The organism is Rhodopseudomonas sp. BAL398 (genome assembly GCF_033001325.1).
GTDB lineage: Bacteria > Pseudomonadota > Alphaproteobacteria > Rhizobiales > Xanthobacteraceae > JARJEH01.
On sequence record NZ_CP133111.1, the window covers coordinates 519,947 to 538,956 of the forward strand.

A 19,010-nucleotide genomic window follows, 5' to 3' on the forward strand; every position below is an offset into this window, starting at 1 on the left:
CATTTGGCCGATATCGCGACATTAGGTCTCGCTCTAGACTCCCGTCCTATCGTGGTGGGGGTCAAGGCCCTTGATGACCTCACACGCGCAGCCAAACCCGCTACGACCGCCACCACAAATCTAGGTAAAGCCGCGAAGGATGCTGGCGGCGATGTAGTTTCGCTCGGTGGAAAGACCACCACCACCGCCAAGCATGTTGACGACCTCACCCGCGCGGCTATGCCAGCCACGACCGCCGCCACCGCCTTGGGTAAGGCGTCAAAGGACACGACCGCCACCGCCACCGCCTTGGGCAAGGCCACCATGGGTGCCGGTACCAATCTGGACAAGTTCGCCAAGAGCGGCAAAACGGCGAACGACAACATCGTGACGATCGCCAAAAGCGGCAATCTCGCTCAACATGAGATGGTCAACCTGGGGCGTCAGGCGCAAGACGTTGGCACCATGCTGGCGATGGGTGCAAGCCCGATGCAAGTGGTGACTAGTCAGTTCGCGCAGGTTCTAGATATCTTCACTTCGTCAAAAAATGCGACGGTCGGCGGTGCCATTCGGCAAATCGGACGCGGCATCGCAGGCATTATCACGCCAACGCGGCTGGCGGGTCTCGGTCTGGCCGCCGTCGCTACTAGCGGTTTGGTCATGTACTCAAGCTGGAAATCCTCCACGCTTGCGCTTGACGACGCGGCTAGAAGCGCCGACCTGACTACTCGCGAGCTGTCCAAGCTGCAAGCCGTGGCCAGCTTCAAGGGAATCTCAAACGATGACTTTAACAAGGGAATAAGCGGGTTTGCCAGAGGCGTCTATGACGCCAAAAACGGCATGGGCGGACTGGCAGAAGTATTCGCCGTCAATAACAAGCACGCGGCGACGTTTGACGGCTACCTCGGGAAAGCCGCGGACCTGATTAAGAACGCCCGGAGTGACCAGCAGCGCCTAGTCCTGCTGCAACAGATGGGTTTGCCGGCTACAATGGAATGGGTGCGGCTGTTGTCGCAAGGTTCCGAAGGGCTCAACAGGGCGAAAGAAGCCGCCGCTGAGTTTGTGGCCAATGACGACATGATCGCCGCCGCGCGGCGATTTGACGAGACTTGGAACCGTGCTTGGACGAACTTCGGACTCAACGCTCGGTCGGCGTTCCAGACGGCCTTGGACGCGGGCGGTTCGCTACTCGACAGAATAGAACGGCTTGCGCAGAGCGCGGGTAGTTCGTCCATATGGAATAAGCTATTACCATCCGACTATGAGCAGCGTGCAAAGTCGATGGGGATTACGCGAGTATCGCCATTCAATCAGCGTTTTTCCGGTGATAGTCAAAACCCGGTATCTGGAAACTCGGCACTATCTGATGCGCTTCGTGCCGAGGCGGACCGCAGACGGAATCAGCCGACTCTGGACGCGGCTGCGGTTCAACACGACATCCAAATGCAGCAACAGCGGCTCGCTGTGTTGTCGCAAGTTGCGACCGTAAACGAGACCATAAAGCAGTCCGAACTTGCCTTGACTGCAGCCCGGATGCAGCCGGGTAACAAGATCACGAACGCCGATGTTGCGCGTATTCGAGAGTACACAAGAGCGACCGCGTTAGGCATCACAGCTATTCAGGCATCGGCGGACGCCTATAGGATCGATGCGGCCACAACCGGCATGGCTACGGGCGCTGCGGCATCCTATGCGGCGGTGCAGACACGGATTAACGAGGAACATAGGAAGGGCAACGTACTTACCGCATCCAACATCGCAGCGATCAAAGCCGAAGCGACCGCGCTCGGTCAAGCCGCGGCGAATGCTGAGAACATGCGATTCGCCTATGAAAATCTTGTCCGCGGACCAATGCAGACGTTCCAACAGCAGATTGCCAACGGCGCAAGCGGCCTGGACGCGCTGAAAGCATCTGGCGTATCGGCTCTCAACGCAATTTCGTCAAAGCTGATGGACATGGCCGCGCAGAACCTATGGTCGAATGCTTTCGGCGGCGGGGGCTCTGGCGGCGGGTTTCTGAGTAGCATATTCGGCGGTGTTTTTGGCGGCGGTTCCGGAGCGTCTAGTAGCATCATGGTTGGTGGCTACTCTATGCCGAAGTTTGCCAGTGGCACGGATAGCGCCCCTGGCGGTCTTGCTCGCGTCAATGAGCAGGGTGGCGAGATCATGAATCTCCCGAACGGGACGCAGGTTATCCCGCATGATGTCAGCATGGCGATGGTCAATCGCGTTGCGGCGCCGTCTAGTGGTGGGGGTAGCAGTACCCCGCAATCGGTGCACGTCACTGTCGGCGTGTCTGTGGACGATGATGGCAAAATCCAAGCGTATGTGAAAGACGTCGCGCAAGACACTTCACAGCGTGCGATTACCGGGTTCGTCAAAAGCCCCGGCTTCGCGCAGACTATTGCAGTGGCGAATCGTAAGGGTATGGGGATGCGAAACTAAATGGCAACTAATTTTTCATCCCCCACAATGAGCGCTCCAGTGATGGGCGAAACCGAAGCGGCTGACCGGGACGAGCTACACGGTTTGATCGGCACCGCGCTGGCGAACCTAATCGGGGCGCCGGACGAGAAACGCCACCTGACCGACACGCTCGCATTCCTGGCCGATCGGCTAAACCAGATGGCCGTCGTGACGCAGGTTCGCATACTACAGATGCAGATGGACCTAGCCGCAAGCGATCTTGCGACGTTGCAAAAGATCAACCAACCCAACAACTGAGGTAAAGTAGATGCGAGGGACACTCAAACACTGGAATACAAGGGGCTTCGGTTTCATCGCGCGCGATGACGGACACGATGATATCTTTGCTCACGTATCGGAATTTCCTGAGTTTCGCAATCAGTCGCGCGCCCTGCCGATCGCCGGCACCAAGGTCGTGTTCGACATCAAGCCGGCGAGCAACCCGAGTCGACCGCCGGTTGCGACCAACGTCCGTTGCCTTGATACCACGGAAGACGAGTTGCGGGCTGAGGACGTATTCCGCAAACCGTAAGCCCCACTACCATTCATCAAACCTGGACAACCACACCATGGCTACCAAGACCGTCACAATCCCGCCCGTTCCGCTTAGCGAATCCAATGGCTCAATGGGTCAGCACACCGAGTCCCCGCGCATCCGCGGCGTTTCGGACGGCTCGATGGGTCACCAGACCGAAGTCGGCGGCATTCCCGCCACGTCCACCGTCAACGGCGTAAAGCACGTTTTGCCGGTGGCACCGAACGAACCCAAGTAACAAGGACAACCACACCATGGCCAAGACCACACGCGACCTCATTGCGAACAAGCTCACGGCAATCGAGGGCTCGCCAGCGAAGATGGCGAAAAGCATCGCCGGTGCGCTCAACAAGGCGTTGAGGGTGTATGACACCTTACCGACAGTCCGCGCGCCCATCATCGCCCAAGCCGAATCGGAACAGCGAAACGAGGCTTGGCACAAAGCCGCCGTGAACAAGGCGTTCGGCGACAAGCTGGTGGAGCTGGCACGGTTGCGCCATGACGTGGCGCTGTTGCATCGTGCGCATGATGCAAGCAAGCCGACAATCCCGCCGATCGATCGAACCGACTTGCTGAGCGTGATGGAGACCATTTCACTCGCACAGCGCGTCGCCGCTACGCCGCCGGATCAGGTGCACCACCTATCGCGTGACGAGCGTATCGCCGCGCTGCGCGTGCCGGCGACCGCCCGGTTGTCGCCAGAGACGGCGCAATTCTGGCATGACCAGATTGTGCAAAGCGATCAACCGGAACTTTTCGCCGCACACCAAGAGGACGCAGCGGCGCTCCGGGATGCGAACGATGTGCTGTTCATGGTGCAGCGCGGCCTACAAGAGGAAGCGGGGTTCGTCGGCGACAGCGGCGGTCCAACCCACGCATGGTCCGCATTCGAGCGCGAGCACCTGGCGCCGCTTCATGACGAGATTCGCGCCAGCGACGCCGCCACAGCGAATCAACGTCGCGACGCCGCCACGGTCGCCAATGACGCCGCGTTGTCGGACGCCGCGCGTCGACATCGTGACGAGATGGACGATTTTCGCCGACTTTTGAGATGAGCGAAACGCATGGTCAATACCGAGGGCGCCGCCCCTGCGCCGGGCGCGGCTGGAGAGTATATTCCGATGAGCAGGGGCAGAGAGCGATGGTTACGGGTCGAAAATTAAGAGTGGAAATACGATGAAGACTCAGTTCACGATGATCACAGATCGCTTAGCTGTGCCCATCAACGGAAATCAATCCTTCCAGCAGAGTGATTGTTGTGTCTATGACAGCCTTCTCCTTGTCGAGCGGGAGGCCGGTGGTGTCACTGTTTTTCGTACCAGATATCAGGGTCCGTTGCATATCGATGACGACCTGAGCGCCATTTAGCTCATACATTTTCTCGAAAGTTTGGCGCAACGCTAGCCACAGATGGTTCACAACAAGCATTTTTTGAACGTCGTTCAACATGGGCGACGCCATTATCAATTTTTCCGGTTCTTTCTTGCTCATATCATGTTCCCTAGTTCTTCGCCGTCGCGCTTATGAGCGCTAAAAAGCTGGACAGTCCTGACCGCCTCCCGCCCAAGTTAGCACCAAGGCGCGGTACCGGTCTGCCGCAAGGGTATTGCCCGACGTAATTATCAGCATTGATCCTGTGGGCTGCTTCATCGCTTTGACGGTCAGGTAGTAATTTCGAGTGCCGTAATTGATGAGGGAAAGCGACATCTCTCCATACCCAAGGTCGGGATAGAGTTCAGTGTCGACCGCGTAAGAAGCCATGGGGCTTATATTGCCAGCGAAACAACGCTTTGCGGTTGTCGAGACGCGGCGGTATATCTCTTGATAGTTCTCCGTGTAATTCTGAATTGTTGGCGTCGACTTCGATTCAAGGTCCGCTGGCGTTGATGAACAACCACCGCATATCAGTGCCAGCGCTAGTATGATTCGTTTCATGTTGGTAACCCCCACTGAGCGCATCCAAGCGCACCCAGCGTGCGTAAGCAAGCAAGTCGTCAGTTAGATTGAACATACAGTCGGGGCCAGGGTGTGGTCGCGACTGATTAGCTAACACCCTTCATGGCTCGGATCGTCGATCAGGTCGGTGGCGCCACGATTGGACGGACTACATGCCGGGTGCAGATCGCCGGCGCTACCCGACCGCCCCATCGGCGCCGGGCGTCATGCGTTCGACTGTTCTGGTTCATCAGCAATCACCGAATAAGACGCAACGAATTGCCACCGAATTTGCATTGAGCCGGCGGATGACGTCCAGCGCGACGGTCTGGTGGGTGTCGCAGCCGTGGCACCGGACCTCCAGGTAACCGAAACCAGCGTTGAGAGCGTCGCCGATCGTTGGCGATGGCTGCGCAGGGCCGCAGTAGCCCAACATTCGATAATTCCAAGCTTCGCAAGCCAGAACGTCGGCATAGCGTCGTGCGTCCTTGGCGCGCGCCGCTGATGCCCTGATCGTATTGCCAAAAAGCGTCTCGCGCGACTTCGTGCCCATCACCGGAAGCTACGCTGGAATCACGTGGCAATACAGCACATATGGCTGGCGAGGGGGAGCGTCGAAATACGGAGAGTCAACATAAAATGCTTTAGTATCAATATCTTATATAAAACAAATCCTCGCGCAAGACTGGTTCCGATCTTGGTTCCGTGCATGATTAATCCGCGGCCGATTGGGACCGTGATGGAGATCAACATGACAAAGAAGCCCGACCTGGAGTTCGTGCAGCGTTGCTTGATGGGGCTGGTGAACGATGCGGCGGCCGCCGAGACTTACGTCAAGCGTACCCGTGCCACCGTCGCCGCGATTGCAGCGGAGTTTGGCATCCCTGTACCGGAAGCTGAAGAAGCCTAGACGTGTTGCGCATCGTATTGCGCCGAATCGCCGGTAATCACCGGGAACCACTGGAAACGTTGAAGAAATAAACGCAGCAGGCGCAACATGAATTTGCCCGAAAAATCCGGGCTCTCGGCAAAATTAATATAATCTTTTCAACGATTTAACGTTTGGCTGGGGAACTAGGATTCGAACCTAGACAAACAGAGTCAGAGTCTGTTGTGCTACCGTTACACCATTCCCCACCGAATTCCCTAATCCCACCAAGTGGTTAGGGGCGGTGTGCGCGTGCCGGACCGGACATCCGGGGATTCGCGGTGCAGGCGTGCGGACTTCTAACGGGCCAGGCCGGTCCTCGCAAGGGCTTCGTGACCGGCCGGCGCGGGCAACGCGACGATTGTGCCGTGCGGGGGGGGGGGCGTGGGCGGCGTGGACGCGGCGAATGCCCGGCGCAGTTGAGAAGCGTTCCATTTGTCAGCGCCGCCGCTGTCGGCCATAGCACGCAGCGGTCGGCGGCGCGTCCGCCGGGCCAGCATTGACCGGAGTGCGAATGGACGAGTTGAACGGACGGATGATCGCCTGCCAGATCCTGATCGCCGGGCTGATCGCGCGTGTCGCCAACACCTCGCCGGACCCGCTGCGCTTCCTCAGCGAATTCCGCGACGAGATTCGTGCGGTGGTCGGCGGCGTCAACATCGCCGGCCTGGAGGACACCGACCGCATCCGGCACACCGCGATGGCGACCGTCGACGAGTTGTTTGGCCTGATGAAGCCGCCGAGCGTCGACGAATGACGGCGCCGGCGCCGGGCTCCGTCATTGGCTTGGGCTCACAGCTTCCGGTCACGCGCCGCGCGCCAGTTTAGAACCATTGCAAGCTCGGCCTCATCGCTTGCGGGCTCCCAGCTTAGAACGATTTTGATCTTGAACTATTCTAGCACGGGCGCGTCGCGTTGGCGGTGAATCGCGTTGACCCGAAATTTCGCGCTCGATACCAGACCATGTTGCAGTTGATTATCAACAGCGTTTGGAATGGGGCAGCTGGGATGAATGGGGCAAAGGCGCCGCGGTCGTTGCGTTTGGAGGCGACGGTCGGATCGGACAATTATTCCGGTCGCAAGGTTTCGGCGGTCGCCGGCATGATCGCGGTGGCGTCGTTCTCCGGCGCCGAGGCGCAGCAATCGCCGCTGCCGCCGGTGACGGTCGATGCGCCGGTGTCGCGGCCGCGCCCCGCGGCGTCGCGGCCCTCGCCGGATCAATTGCGCGCACGCTCCGCCTTGCGCCGCGCCGCGCGACGCACCCAGCCGGCCCAGGTCGCGCCGGTGCCCTATCCGAACGCCGGCACGCTGGCGCCCGACCGCAATCCCTATGCAGACGCGGCGGCGCCCTACAAGGTCGACCGGCTGTCCGGGACCAAGTTCACCGAGCCGGTGCTGAACACCCCGCGCACCGTGACGGTGCTGAGCAAGGAACTGCTGCAGGACAAGAACGCGACCTCGCTGCGCGACGTCGCCCGCACCACCGCCGGCGTCACGCTCGGCACCGGGGAGGGCGGCAACGCCTTCGGCGACCGCTTCTTCATCCGCGGCTTCGACGCCCGCAACGACGTGTTCATCGACGGCATCCGCGATCCGGCGATCAGCATCCGCGAGAATTTCTTCACCGAGCAGGTCGAGATCCTGCGCGGCCCGGCCTCGACGCTGGCTGGCCGCGGCACCGCCGGCGGCGCGATCAACATCGTCACCAAGCAGGCCAGCACCGAGAAGAGCTTCTACAACGCCGAGACCACATTCGGCACCGATCAGACCAAGCGGCTGACCGTCGACGTCAACCAGAAGATCAGCCCGACCCTGGCGGTGCGGCTCGGCGGCCTGTTCCAGGACGCCGACGTCGCGGGCCGCAACTACGTGTTCGACAATCGCTGGGGCACCATCGCGGCGATCAAATGGACCCCGATCGACGCGGTCAGCGTCACCGCGAATTACGTCCACACCGATCTCGACGGCCTGCCGGATTTCGGCGTGCCCTACAACCGCACGCTGCGCGCGCCGTCGACCGACATCAACGTGCCGCGCGACACCTATTACGGCTTCGTCAATCGCGATTTCCAGAAGGCGAGGCAGGATTTCGGCACGCTCACCGCCGAGGTGAAGGTCACCCCCGACATCACCCTGAGCAACCGCAGCCGGGTGGCACGGTCGATCCTCGACTATATCGGCACGTTGCCGAGCAACCCGACCGACACGACGGTCAACCTGTCGTCGCAGAGCCGCTATCAGGTCACCGACGTGCTGGCCAATCAGAGCGACGCGACCTTCAAGTTCGACACCGGGGCGGTCAAGCACGCGCTGGTGACCGGCGCCGAGGTTTCGCAGGAGAAGGTCAGTCGCGACACCTATGCGGGGCTGACCTCGGAACTGTCCGGCTTCCAGAGCGGGCGTAGCCTGGTGGTGCCGCTGCTGTCGCCGCCGAACCTGTTCGCGTTCAACACCTCGCCGCAACTCGCCGGCAATGTGACCGACATCAAGGTCGACACCAAATCGGTCTACGCGATCGAGACCGCGAATTATCGCGACGTCGTCATCCTCAACGGCGGCATCCGCTACGACGACTACAACATCACCGGCACCAATGCGACCGCCACCACCGGCGTGCAGTCCGGGATGTTCAACTACAATCTCGGCGCGGTGCTGAAGCCGGTGCCCTATGGCAGCCTGTATGCCGCTTATGCGACCTCGTCGAATCCGGTCGGCGCCGAGCTCGATGCCAGCGGCACCGCCTATGGCGGGTTGGTGGTCAACAACACCACGTTCCAGGCGCTGTCTCCCGAGCGCAACAAGGCGATCGAGGTCGGCACCAAATGGGAGCTGTTCGATCGGCATCTGCTGGTGACCGGCGCCCTGTTCCAGACCGATAAAACCAATGCGCGCGAGACCAGCGGCAGCGACATCATCGCCGGCGCGGCCTATCGGGTCCGCGGCGTCGATCTCGGCGCGTCGGGCAAGATCACCGACCGCTGGAGCCTGTATGCGGGCCTGGTGTTGATGGAATCCCGGGTCGAGAAATCGATCGACCCCACCATGGTCGGTGTGCAACTCGCCAACATCGCGCATCAGTCGTTCAATGTGCTGACCAAGTACCGGATCGGCGACCCCTGGGAGGTCGGCGGGCAGGCGACCTACGCCTCGAAGATCTATGGCGGCACGCTCGGCGCCACCAACGGCAACGAGCTGCCGTCGCATTGGCGGTTCGACGGCTTCGTCGAATACAAGGTCGACAGGCACCTGACCGCCAAGCTGTCCGCCAACAACATCTTCAATACCGTGTATTACGACGCGTTCTACCGCAGCAACACGCCGTTCGCGTTCATCGCGCCGGGGCGCTCGGTGTTGCTGTCGCTGCGCGGCAGCCTGTGAGCGGATGCCCTGATGCTGATTTGCGTGTCCGAAGTGTTGAGCAAGCAAGACGTCGCGGCGTTCCGCGGCGTCATGGACCGTGCCGACTGGGAGGACGGACGCTCGACCGCGGGGGCGCAATCGGCGCTGGTCAAGAGCAACGAGCAATTGCCGCCGAACAGCGAGGTGGCGCGCGAGCTCGGGCGCCGCATCGTCTCGGCGCTGACGGGCAATCCGAAATTCGTGTCGGCCGCGGTGCCGCTGCAGATCTTCCCGCCGCTGTTCAACCGCTACAATGCCGCCAACGGCCATCATTTCGGCATCCACGTCGACAATGCGGTGCGCGGCGACCATCTCACCGGCTTGCGGATCCGCACCGACCTGTCGGTGACGCTGTTCCTGTCCGAGCCCGACGAATATGACGGCGGCGAACTGGTGATCGAGGACAATTACGGTTCGCACGAGGTCAAGCTCGCCGCCGGCGACTGCGTGCTGTACCCGGCTTCCAGCCTGCACATGGTGACGCCGGTGACGCGCGGCGCGCGGGTGGCATCGTTCTTCTGGCTGCAGAGCATGATCCGGGACGCCCATGCGCGCAGCATGATCTACGACCTCGACCTCGCGATCCAGGCGCTGGTCGAACGGCTCGGCCGGGACGACCCCGAGACGGTCAGATTGACCGGAATCTACCACAACCTCATTCGCTATTGGGCCGACGTATGAACATCGCATGGTTTCGGATTATCGGCGGCGCGGCGATCGCGCTGACGCTGCTGTCGCAGTCGCCGCTGTCGGCGCAGCCGGCCCCGGCCGCGGCCCAGGCGGTGACGCCGGCCGCGCCGGTCGCCCCGCCGCAATCCGAGGCGACGCAACCGGCGGCCACGTCGTTGAAGCCGGCGGCCACGGCGATGCACGAATTGTCGCCTTGGTCGATGTTCATGTCGGCCGATATCGTCGTCAAGGCGGTGATGGTCGGGCTGGCGCTGGCCTCGCTGCTGACCTGGACGATCTTCCTGGCCAAGAACGTCGAACTGGCCAGCGCCCGCCGCCGGCTGCGCGCGGCGCTTTCGCAGGTTTCGGAGGCGCGATCGCTCGCCGATGCGCAGCTCGCGATCGGCGCCAGGGACACGCCGTTGTCGGCGCTGCTCGCCGCGGCGATGCGCGAAGCGCGGATGTCCGCGGGAATCTCCAGCGACGCCGGCATCAAGGAACGCGTCGCCTCGAGCTTCTCCGAAATCGTCCGCGCCGAGGCGCGGCAGATGCGGCGGGGCATGGGTGCGCTCGCCACGATCGGCGCGACATCGCCCTTCATCGGCCTGTTCGGCACGGTGTGGGGAATCATGAACAGCTTCATCGGCATTTCGAAGTCGCAGACCACCAATCTGGCGGTGGTGGCGCCCGGCATCGCCGAGGCGCTGCTGGCGACCGCCTGCGGCCTGGTCGCGGCGATTCCGGCGGTGATCATCTACAATCACTTCTCCCGGGTGACCAAGGGCTACGTCGAACTGGTCGGGCGCTCCTCGGGCGCTGCCGCGCGGCTGCTGTCGCGCGATCTCGACCGCGCGCATGGTAGCGCGCGCGTGCGCGCGGCGGAGTAGATCATGGGCGCCTCGCTGACGGAACCGGATGACGACGACGACGAGTTCGGGGAAAACCACGAAATCAACGTCACGCCGTTCATCGACGTGATCCTGGTGCTGCTGATCATCTTCATGGTGGCGGCGCCGTTGTCGACCGTGGATCTGCCGATCGATCTGCCGTCGTCGACCGCGACGCCGCAGAAGAAGCCGGACAAGCCGACCTATGTCAGCATCAAGGCGGATCTGGCGCTGGCAATCGGCGAAACCGCCGTGAAGCGCGTCGACCTGGTGCGGACGCTGGATGCCGCCGCCGACGCCAGCAAGGATCGCTTCATCTTCCTGCGCGCCGATCGCGCGGTACCCTATGGCGAGATGATGGACGTGCTGGAACTGCTGCGCGCTGGCGGCTATGCGAAGCTCAAGCTGGTGGCGCTGGAAGGCGTGCCGAAGTCGGCCGCGTCGCCGGCGCAGCCATGACCGTGACCCCGGCAACAGCGCCGGCGTTGCGGGGCGCAGGCAATTGCGCGCGGACCCGGAACCACGCAGGCAAAGTTGGTCGCGATGTCCGATCTCGATAGTTCAGGCGCGCCGTCGCGACGGCTCTGGATCCTGGCGGCGCTCGGCGCCGTCGCGATGCATGCCGCCGGTGCGGCGGTCGCGGTGGCGCATCTGCAGAATGACGAGCTCGACGATTCGCTCGGCGCGCCGGCGATCGAGATCGGCCTCGAAATGACCGCGCCGCGGCTGGAGCCGAGCGAGCTGCCGCCTGGTCCCGACACCGAAGCCTCGACCGCGTCGCCCGCGGTCGCCGAGCAGAAGGCCGAGGTCAAGGAGACCGACCTGCCCAAGGACGTGCCGACCGAAAGCGAGGAGCCGGACCGGGTGGTGACCACCGACGATTCCAACAAGCCGAAGGACGAGCAGCAGGAGAAGGCGGCGGTGCAGCAGGCGGCCTCGACCGAGTCGGTCGCAGCGCAAGCCACCGCGATGCCGAGCGCCGAGGCGGCCAAGCAGGGCGAGCGCTCGGTGGCGCCGGCGCCGGGCACCGGCGAGAGCGCGCGGCGCATCCGCACGACCTGGCAGAAGGAACTGGTGGCGCATCTCGACAAGCACAAACGCTACCCGGCCGGAAAGGCGCAGAAGAGGGTCGAGATCGTGGTCGGCTTCGAGCTCGACCGCCTCGGCCATGTGCTGTCGGTCAGTCTGGTCAAGGGATCCGGCGACGCCGCATTCGATGACGCCGCGCTGGCGATGGTGCGACGCTCCGATCCGGTGCCGGCGCCGCCGCCGCTGGTCGCCGACGAAGGCCTCAGCTTCAGCCTGCCGGTGATCTTCCGGACCAAGGGCAGGGGCCGATAGCGCGAGCCGAAACCCGTCATCGCCCGGCGTGACCAGAGCGCTGCCGGTCGATCACGGGCAGGGCGCTCTTTCAATAGGTCGCGCGGCCGCCGGAGATGTCGAACACCGCGCCGGTGGAGAAGGCGCAATCGGCCGAGGCCAGCCACGCCACCATCGCCGCCAGTTCCTCGACCAGCACGAAGCGGCCCTTGGGGATTTTCGACAGCATGAAGTCGATATGCTGCTGCGTCATCTGGTCGAAGATCGCGGTCTTGGCCGCGGCCGGGGTGACCGCGTTGACGGCGATGTCATGGGCGGCGAGCTCCTTGCCGAGCGATTTGGTCAGCGCGATCAGCCCGGCCTTCGAGGCCGAGTAATGCGCCGCATTGGGGTTGCCTTCCTTGCCGGCGATCGAGGCGATGTTGACGATGCGGCCATATCCGTTGGCGATCATCGACGGCACGATCGCCTTGCAGCAGATGAACGGTCCGTCGAGATTGATCCGCAGCACCTTGCGCCATTCGTCATAATCGGTGTCCCACACCGGCTTGTTGACGCCGGCGATGCCGGCATTGTTGACCAGGATGTCGATCCTGCCGAAACGTTGCAGCGTGGCGTCGCTGGCAGCGTCCACCGCGGCGGGGTCGGAGACGTCGACCTGGAAGGCGGTGACGGCGTCGCCGATCTGCTTGGCGGTCTTTTCCGCAAAGCCGATGTCGTGATCCCAGATCGCCACTTTGGCGCCGGAGGCGACGAAGCGTTCGGTAATGGCGCGGCCAAAGCCCTGGGCGCCGCCGGTGACAACCGCAATGCGGCCGTTGAGATCAATTTGATTCATCCGCGTGGTCCTTTGCCAAATGCTCTGCGCCTGCCGGGCAGATATTCCCCATCTCTACGGGTGAGCTGCACCGTCATTGCGAGCGGAGGACGGCGCCAAGCGCCGCCCGAACGCGAAGCAATCCAGGGCTTGCAGGCCTCGACCAGAACCCTGGATTGCTTCATCGCAAGTGCTCCTCGCAATGACGAATTCGTAGGCTTGACTCGTTTGAACGCATTTTTCAGCGACCTATGGGGGGAGCTACCGGCCTCGGCGTGGCAGCCGCCGCGCCTCACAGCGTCCAGCCGCCATCGATGATGTGGGCGACGCCGGTGGTGAAACTGCTTTCGTCGCTGGCCAGATAGACCGCGAGCGATGCGATCTCGTCGGCGGTGCCGAGCCGGCCCATCGGCTGGCGCGCCACGAATAGCTCGCGACCGTTCGGACCGGCGGCGGCGGCGCGGTCGAGCATCGACGGGGTCTCGATGGTGCCGGGGCAGATCGCGTTGCAGCGGATGCCCTTGGTGATGAAGTCGGCGGCGACGGCGCGGGTCAGCGCCGCGACCGCGGCCTTGGTGGCGCCATAGACGTAGCGGTTCGGCGCCGCCTTGAACACGCCGGCGGCCGAGGAGATGTTGACGATCGAGCCGTGGCCCGCCGCCAGCATGCCGGGCAGGAAGCCCCGGATGGTGCGGTGCATCGACTTGACGTTGAGGTCGAAGGAGAACTCCCAATCGGCGTCGGAGCAGTCCAGCACGGTGCCGTGATGGACGAAGCCGGCGGCGTTGAGCAGGATATCGACGCTGCCGACCTGCCTGGCCATCGCGGCGACCGCGGCGCTGTCGCGGACGTCGAGCCGCGCCACTTCAGCGACGCCGTCGGATTTCAGTGTCGCCAGATCCTTGTCATTGACGTCGGTGGCGATGACATGCGCGCCCTGCCGCGCAAAGGCCACCGCGCAGGCGCGGCCGATCCCCGCCGCCGCCGCGGTCACAAAGGCGCGCTTGCCTTGCAGTCGGTCACTCATGAATCCTCCGGATGTTTTGGCGTGCTCACGGCACTGATTTTGAGTTCGTCATTCCGGGATGCGCCCCGCTTGGGGCGCAGGCCCGGAATCCATAGCCCCTGTGGTGGTTATGGATTCCGGGTTCGCTCGCAGCTCACGCTGCTCGCGCCCCGGAATGACGGCTGTGCTGGTTGAAACGCATCGCCTCTCAATGCAAATCAGTGATTATGCCGCGCGGTGCCGACGGTGCCGGCGATGTCGTGATAGCGGGTCGCGAGCTCAAGGCAGGCGCCGGTGGCCTGCTGGCCGACGGTGGAGCGATACAATTCCTGCCATGGCGTCTGGTGCGCCGGATATTTGAAGCCGCCATCGGCGGTCAGCGCGGCGCGGCGCGCGGCCAGTTCCTCGTCGGTGATCAGGATATTGGCGCTGCCATTGTTGAGGTCGATGCGGACCTTGTCGCCGGTTTTCAGGATCGCCAGCCCGCCATTGGCGGCGGCTTCCGGCGTGGCGTTGAGGATCGAGGGCGAGCCCGAGGTGCCGGATTGCCGTCCGTCGCCGATGCAGGGCAGCGAGTGGATGCCGCGTTTGATCAGCGCCGCCGGCGGCTGCATATTGACCACCTCGGCGCCGCCCGGATAGCCGATCGGTCCGGTGCCGCGCACGAACAGGATGCAGTGCTCGTCGATGTTCAGCGCCGGATCGTCGATCCGCTCGTGATAATCCTCCGGCCCCTCGAACACGATGGCGCGGCCCTCGAAGGCGTTGAGGTCGCCCGGATTCGCCAGATAGCGTTCGCGGAATTCGAGGCTGATCACGCTGGTCTTCATGATCGCCGAATCGAACAGATTGCCGCGCAACACCAGGAAGCCGGCGTCCTGCACCAGCGGCGCCTCATAACTCTTGATCACCTCGCCATCGGGCTTGGCGGCCTCGGCGCAGTTCTGCCCCATGGTGCGGCCGTTCGCCGTGATGGCGTCTTCGTGAATCTTGCCATGCGCCATCAATTCCCGCACCACCGCCGGCACCCCGCCGGCACGGTGATATTCCTCGCCGAGATAGAAGCCTGCGGGCTGCATATTGACCAATAGCGGAATCTTGTGGCCGACCTTCTGCCAGTCGTCGATCGACAGCTCGACGCCGATATGGCGCGCCAGCGCGTTGAGATGGATCGGCGCGTTGGTGGAGCCACCGATCGCCGAATTGACCACGATGGCGTTTTCGAACGCCGCGCGGGTCAGGATGTCGGAGGGCTTGAGATCCTCCCACACCATTTCGACCGCGCGCAGCCCGGTCTCATAGGCGATCTGGCCGCGCTCGCGATAGGGCGCCGGGATCGCCGCGCAGCCCGGCAGCGACATGCCCAGCGCCTCGGCCAGCGAGTTCATCGTCGAGGCGGTGCCCATGGTGTTGCAATGGCCGACCGAGGGCGCCGAGGAGGCGACGATATTCATGAATTCCTCGTAGTCGATCTCGCCGGCGGCGAGCCGCTCGCGGGATTTCCACACCACGGTGCCGGAGCCGGAGCGCTCGCCATTGTGCCAGCCATTGAGCATCGGCCCGCCGGACAGCACGATTGCCGGCAGATTGACGGTCGCCGCCGCCATCATGCAGGCCGGCGTGGTCTTGTCGCAGCCGGTGGTCAGCACCACGCCGTCGAGCGGATAGCTGAACAACAATTCGACCAGGCCCAGATAGGCCAAATTGCGGTCGAGCGCGGCGGTCGGCCGCTTGCCGGTTTCCTGGATCGGGTGCACCGGAAACTCCATCGCGATGCCGCCGGCGGCGCGGATGCCCTCGCGGACCCGGTGCGCCAATTCGAGATGGTGCCGGTTGCACGGTGACAGATCGTTGCCGGTCTGGGCGATGCCGATGATCGGCTTGCCGGATTGCAGCTCGGTGCGGGTCAGCCCGTAATTCAGGTAGCGCTCCAGATAGAGCGCGGTCATCGCCGGGTTATGGGGATCGTTGAACCATTCGCTGGAGCGCAGTTTGCGCCGGGGCGTCCCGGTGGTCGGCTTGTTCATTGTTTCTCCCGCAGCGCACACGCCTTTTCGTGAGGCGTCTGTTGTAACTCATGTCGAGTGCGGCGCGATGTTGGCATGACAAACGCCGCTTCGCAATGACGGGCGCGGCTCCAGGTAATTTTCATGCAGCGACATTCCAAAAATATCTGCTATGCTCACCGCAACAAATCAAAATTCGCCCGACGGCAAAGTCCGCGGGACGGATGATAGCGGGAGGGGACTGGATGGCGTCGGTGCAGATTCACGACGTGCGCAAGTCATTCGGCGGATTTGAAGTGCTTCATGGCGTGTCGGTCCCGATCGAGGACGGCGCCTTCGTGGTCCTGGTCGGGCCCTCCGGCTGCGGCAAGTCGACCCTGCTGCGGATGCTGGCGGGGCTGGAGAAAATCACCTCGGGGACGATCTCGATCGGCGACCGCGTCGTCAACGACGTGCAGCCCAAAGAGCGCGACATCGCCATGGTGTTCCAGAACTACGCGCTGTATCCGCACATGACGGTCGAGCAGAATATGGGCTTTTCGCTCAAGCTGCGCGGCGCCAATGCGGCGGAGATCACCGAGAAGGTCAACCGCGCCGCCGACATTCTCGATTTGCGCAAGCTGCTCGACCGGTTTCCGCGCCAGCTCTCCGGCGGCCAGCGCCAGCGCGTCGCGATGGGCCGCGCCATCGTCCGCGATCCGCAAGTGTTCCTGTTCGACGAGCCGCTGTCCAATCTCGACGCCAAGCTGCGCGTCGCGATGCGTACCGAGATCAAGGAACTGCATCAGCGGCTGCAAACCACCACCGTCTATGTCACCCATGACCAGATCGAGGCCATGACCATGGCGGATAAGATCGTGGTGATGCAGGACGGCATTGTCGAGCAGATGGGCGCGCCGCTCGATCTGTACGACCGCCCGGACAACAAATTCGTCGCCGGCTTCATCGGCTCGCCGGCGATGAATTTTCTCGAGGGCACGATCAAGGTCAATGGCGGCCAACCCTGGGTCGAGACTGCCAATGGCGCCAAGCTGCCGATCACCGCGGTCCCGGCCGGCTCCGATGGCCGCGCGGTGACCTATGGGATTCGCCCCGAGCATCTGGAATTCGCCGATAGTGGCATCCGGGCCGAAGTCGCGGTGGTGGAGCCGACCGGCTCCGAAACCCAGCTGGTGGCGCGGATCGGTACCCAGGAGATCATCGCGATCTTCCGCGACCGCCGCCCGGTGCGGCCCGGCGATATCATCCATCTGCAGCCGCGGCCCAGCGCCGCGCATCTGTTCGATCAGGAGTCCGGTAAGCGTCTATGATGTCCTGAAATAACTAATTGGTCGATCAACGAACCAATAGCCAGGGAGAAGACAGAGCATGACCGATTTCACACCCGACCGCCGCTCGCTGCTCAAGGGCGGCGCGATCACGCTGGCCGCGGCGGCGACGATGTCCGCCGATCAGCTGCTGGGTTACGCCAAGGCTTGGGCCGCGGACTCGCCGTGGAAGCCGGAGCCGGGCGCCAAGATCAATCTGCTGCGCTGGAAGCGTTTCGTCGAAGCCGAAGACGTCGCCTTCATGAAGATCGTCGATGCGTTCCAGAAGGCGACCGGCACCACCATCACCGTCTCCAACGAATCCTATGACGACATCCAGCCCAAGGCCTCGGTCGCCGCCAATACCGGGCAGGGCCTCGACATGGTGTGGGGGCTGTATTCGCTGCCGTTCCTGTTCCCCAGCAAATGCACCGACGTCACCGACGTCGCCGATTATCTCGGCAAGACATGCGGCGGCTGGGCCGATTCCGGCAAGGCCTACGGGATGATGGGAAATAAGTGGATCGGCATTCCGGTGGCCGCCACCGGCGGTCTGGTGAACTACCGCATCAAGGCGATGGAAAAGGCCGGCCACAGCAAATTCCCCGACGACCTCGGCGGCTTCCTCGATCTGATGCAGGGCATGAACAAGAACGGCACGCCCGGCGGCATGGCGCTGGGTCACGCCTCGGGCGACGCAAATGGCTGGCTGCATTGGGCGCTGTGGGCTCATGGCGGCAATCTGGTCGACAAGGACAACAAGGTGGTGATCAATTCGCCGGAGACCGCCAAGTCGCTGGACTATGTCAAGAAGCTCTATGAGAGCTTCGTGCCCGGCACCGCGTCGTGGAACGATTCATCCAACAACAAGGCGTTCCTCGCCGAGCAGCTGCATCTCACCGTCAACGGCATCTCGATCTATGTGGCGGCCAAGAAGAGCGCACCGCAGATCGCCGAGGACATGAACCACGCCCATCTGCCGCCCGGGCTCGACGGCAAGACCCGCGAATTGCATCTCGGCTTCCCGATCCTGATCTTCAACTTCACCAAATACCCGAAGGCCTGCAAGGCCTTCACCGCCTTCCTGCTGGAGCCGCCGCAGTTCAATCCGTGGATCGAAGCGGCGCAGGGTTATCTGTCGCACTTCCTGCTCGCCTACGACAACAATCCGGTGTGGACCGCGGACCCGAAGACGACGCCGTATCGCGACGTCGCCAAGACCGCCTCGACGCCGGCCGGGCTCGGCCAGCTCAATGAAAACGCCGCAGCCGCGATCGCCGATTTCATCGTGGTCGACATGTTCGCCAATTACGCCACCGGCCGCGAGGACGTGAAAGGCGCAATGGCCTCGGCCGAACGCCAGGCCAAGCGGATCTATCGGTCGTGATCGATCCCGGCGCCGGCGCGTGCATTGTTCGCGCCGGCGCCAACCACCGCGTCCCGGGCGCGGCGCGGCGCACTCGGGTCCGCGCTACGCGCGGCCCGAGCACAGGCTCCGCGCCGCTCCGCAGAACCGGGACCCCGGTTGCTGCGCCGGCATCCCACGGCGGCGCGTTGCGCAGCATCCGGGGCACGGTGGCGATGTTGAGGGTTGAGCCGTCATTGCGAGCCGTCGGTCGGTGCGCAGCGCCGGCCGACGGGCGAAGCAATCCAGGGGCGTCACGCTCAGCGCTGAATTGCTTCGTCGCTTCGCTCCTCGCAATGACGCTGGGGATTGCTGCTGCGGCGAAGATGCGATGACGAAAGAGATGCGATG

Annotated in this window: 18 protein-coding genes, 1 tRNA gene and 1 pseudogene; 14 read left to right on the top strand and 6 right to left on the bottom strand. The window is 63.2% G+C overall.

The features are described from left to right. The first annotated feature begins 3 nt into the window (after window positions 1–3). From RBJ75_RS02370 to RBJ75_RS02390, 5 genes are read left to right on the top strand one after another with little or no spacing between them, the layout of a single operon-like run. Window positions 4–2,424 (top strand): phage tail length tape measure family protein, encoded by a 2,421-nt coding sequence (locus tag RBJ75_RS02370; protein WP_044416106.1) that lies wholly within the window; start codon window positions 4–6, stop codon window positions 2,422–2,424. Window positions 2,425–2,466: 42 nt separating this feature from the next. Continuing rightward, window positions 2,467–2,703 (top strand): hypothetical protein, encoded by a 237-nt coding sequence (locus RBJ75_RS02375; protein WP_152647838.1) that lies wholly within the window; start codon window positions 2,467–2,469, stop codon window positions 2,701–2,703. Between the two features lie 10 nt (window positions 2,704–2,713). Beyond that, window positions 2,714–2,977, top strand: coding sequence for a cold-shock protein (locus tag RBJ75_RS02380; protein WP_044416102.1), 264 nt, complete (start codon window positions 2,714–2,716; stop codon window positions 2,975–2,977). 37 nt (window positions 2,978–3,014) lie between these two features. Then, on the top strand, window positions 3,015–3,218 hold the full coding sequence (locus RBJ75_RS02385; protein WP_152647837.1) for a hypothetical protein: 204 nt from the start codon (window positions 3,015–3,017) through the stop codon (window positions 3,216–3,218). A 16-nt stretch (window positions 3,219–3,234) separates the two neighbouring features. Further along, complete coding sequence (locus RBJ75_RS02390) at window positions 3,235–4,035, top strand: hypothetical protein (RefSeq protein ID WP_044416100.1); 801 nt, start codon at window positions 3,235–3,237, stop codon at window positions 4,033–4,035. 154 nt (window positions 4,036–4,189) lie between these two features. Here the strand turns inward: RBJ75_RS02390 and RBJ75_RS02395 are convergent, their stop codons facing one another. After that, a complete protein-coding gene (locus RBJ75_RS02395; protein ID WP_044416098.1) occupies window positions 4,190–4,471 on the bottom strand; it encodes a hypothetical protein in 282 nt (93 codons plus the stop codon). 745 nt (window positions 4,472–5,216) lie between these two features. Then, window positions 5,217–5,468: pseudogene (locus RBJ75_RS02400) on the bottom strand (hypothetical protein); the annotation flags it as partial. Between the two features lie 198 nt (window positions 5,469–5,666). Here RBJ75_RS02400 and RBJ75_RS02405 point away from each other — a divergent pair. Then, on the top strand, window positions 5,667–5,825 hold the full coding sequence (locus RBJ75_RS02405) for a hypothetical protein (protein WP_160297967.1): 159 nt from the start codon (window positions 5,667–5,669) through the stop codon (window positions 5,823–5,825). Window positions 5,826–5,978: 153 nt separating this feature from the next. Here RBJ75_RS02405 and RBJ75_RS02410 read toward each other — a convergent pair. Further along, a tRNA-Gln gene (locus tag RBJ75_RS02410) sits at window positions 5,979–6,052 on the bottom strand. Between the two features lie 305 nt (window positions 6,053–6,357). Between RBJ75_RS02410 and RBJ75_RS02415 the strand changes: the two genes are divergently transcribed. The 6 genes from RBJ75_RS02415 to RBJ75_RS02440 all read left to right on the top strand — a co-directional run bounded on the left by RBJ75_RS02415 (window position 6,358) and on the right by RBJ75_RS02440 (window position 12,139). Beyond that, window positions 6,358–6,600 (top strand): hypothetical protein, encoded by a 243-nt coding sequence (locus tag RBJ75_RS02415; RefSeq protein WP_044419033.1) that lies wholly within the window; start codon window positions 6,358–6,360, stop codon window positions 6,598–6,600. A 251-nt stretch (window positions 6,601–6,851) separates the two neighbouring features. Further along, window positions 6,852–9,221, top strand: coding sequence for a TonB-dependent receptor (locus RBJ75_RS02420; RefSeq protein ID WP_276156671.1), 2,370 nt, complete (start codon window positions 6,852–6,854; stop codon window positions 9,219–9,221). A gap of 12 nt (window positions 9,222–9,233) precedes the next feature. Then, entirely contained in the window at window positions 9,234–9,923 is a 690-nt protein-coding gene (locus RBJ75_RS02425; RefSeq protein ID WP_044416621.1) for a Fe2+-dependent dioxygenase, read from the top strand. Beyond that, window positions 9,920–10,798, top strand: a complete 879-nt coding sequence (gene exbB, locus RBJ75_RS02430) for a tonB-system energizer ExbB (RefSeq protein ID WP_044416623.1) — start codon at window positions 9,920–9,922, stop codon at window positions 10,796–10,798. The genes RBJ75_RS02425 and exbB overlap by 4 nt, the downstream gene beginning before the upstream one ends. Window positions 10,799–10,801: 3 nt before the next feature. Beyond that, the gene (gene exbD / locus RBJ75_RS02435; protein WP_044416625.1) at window positions 10,802–11,257 is read left to right on the top strand and encodes a TonB system transport protein ExbD; all 456 of its coding nucleotides are present in this window, start codon (window positions 10,802–10,804) and stop codon (window positions 11,255–11,257) included. Window positions 11,258–11,341: 84 nt separating this feature from the next. Beyond that, on the top strand, window positions 11,342–12,139 hold the full coding sequence (locus RBJ75_RS02440; RefSeq protein ID WP_044416631.1) for a TonB family protein: 798 nt from the start codon (window positions 11,342–11,344) through the stop codon (window positions 12,137–12,139). A gap of 70 nt (window positions 12,140–12,209) precedes the next feature. On the opposite strand, the gene RBJ75_RS02445 is transcribed toward RBJ75_RS02440, so the two are convergent. From RBJ75_RS02445 to RBJ75_RS02455, 3 genes are all read right to left on the bottom strand, one after another. Beyond that, a complete protein-coding gene (locus RBJ75_RS02445; protein ID WP_044416627.1) occupies window positions 12,210–12,956 on the bottom strand; it encodes an SDR family NAD(P)-dependent oxidoreductase in 747 nt (248 codons plus the stop codon). 271 nt (window positions 12,957–13,227) lie between these two features. Next, window positions 13,228–13,962: an SDR family oxidoreductase gene (locus tag RBJ75_RS02450; protein ID WP_044416629.1), complete on the bottom strand. Its 735-nt coding sequence runs from the start codon at window positions 13,960–13,962 to the stop codon at window positions 13,228–13,230. Window positions 13,963–14,159: 197 nt separating this feature from the next. Further along, window positions 14,160–15,968 (bottom strand): IlvD/Edd family dehydratase, encoded by a 1,809-nt coding sequence (locus RBJ75_RS02455; RefSeq protein ID WP_044414696.1) that lies wholly within the window; start codon window positions 15,966–15,968, stop codon window positions 14,160–14,162. Window positions 15,969–16,192: 224 nt separating this feature from the next. On the opposite strand from RBJ75_RS02455, the gene RBJ75_RS02460 reads away from it, so the two are divergent. Further along, a complete protein-coding gene (locus RBJ75_RS02460) occupies window positions 16,193–17,257 on the top strand; it encodes an ABC transporter ATP-binding protein (RefSeq protein WP_044414698.1) in 1,065 nt (354 codons plus the stop codon). 58 nt (window positions 17,258–17,315) lie between these two features. Beyond that, on the top strand, window positions 17,316–18,641 hold the full coding sequence (locus RBJ75_RS02465) for an ABC transporter substrate-binding protein (protein ID WP_044414700.1): 1,326 nt from the start codon (window positions 17,316–17,318) through the stop codon (window positions 18,639–18,641). The last annotated feature ends 369 nt before the right edge of the window (window positions 18,642–19,010 follow it).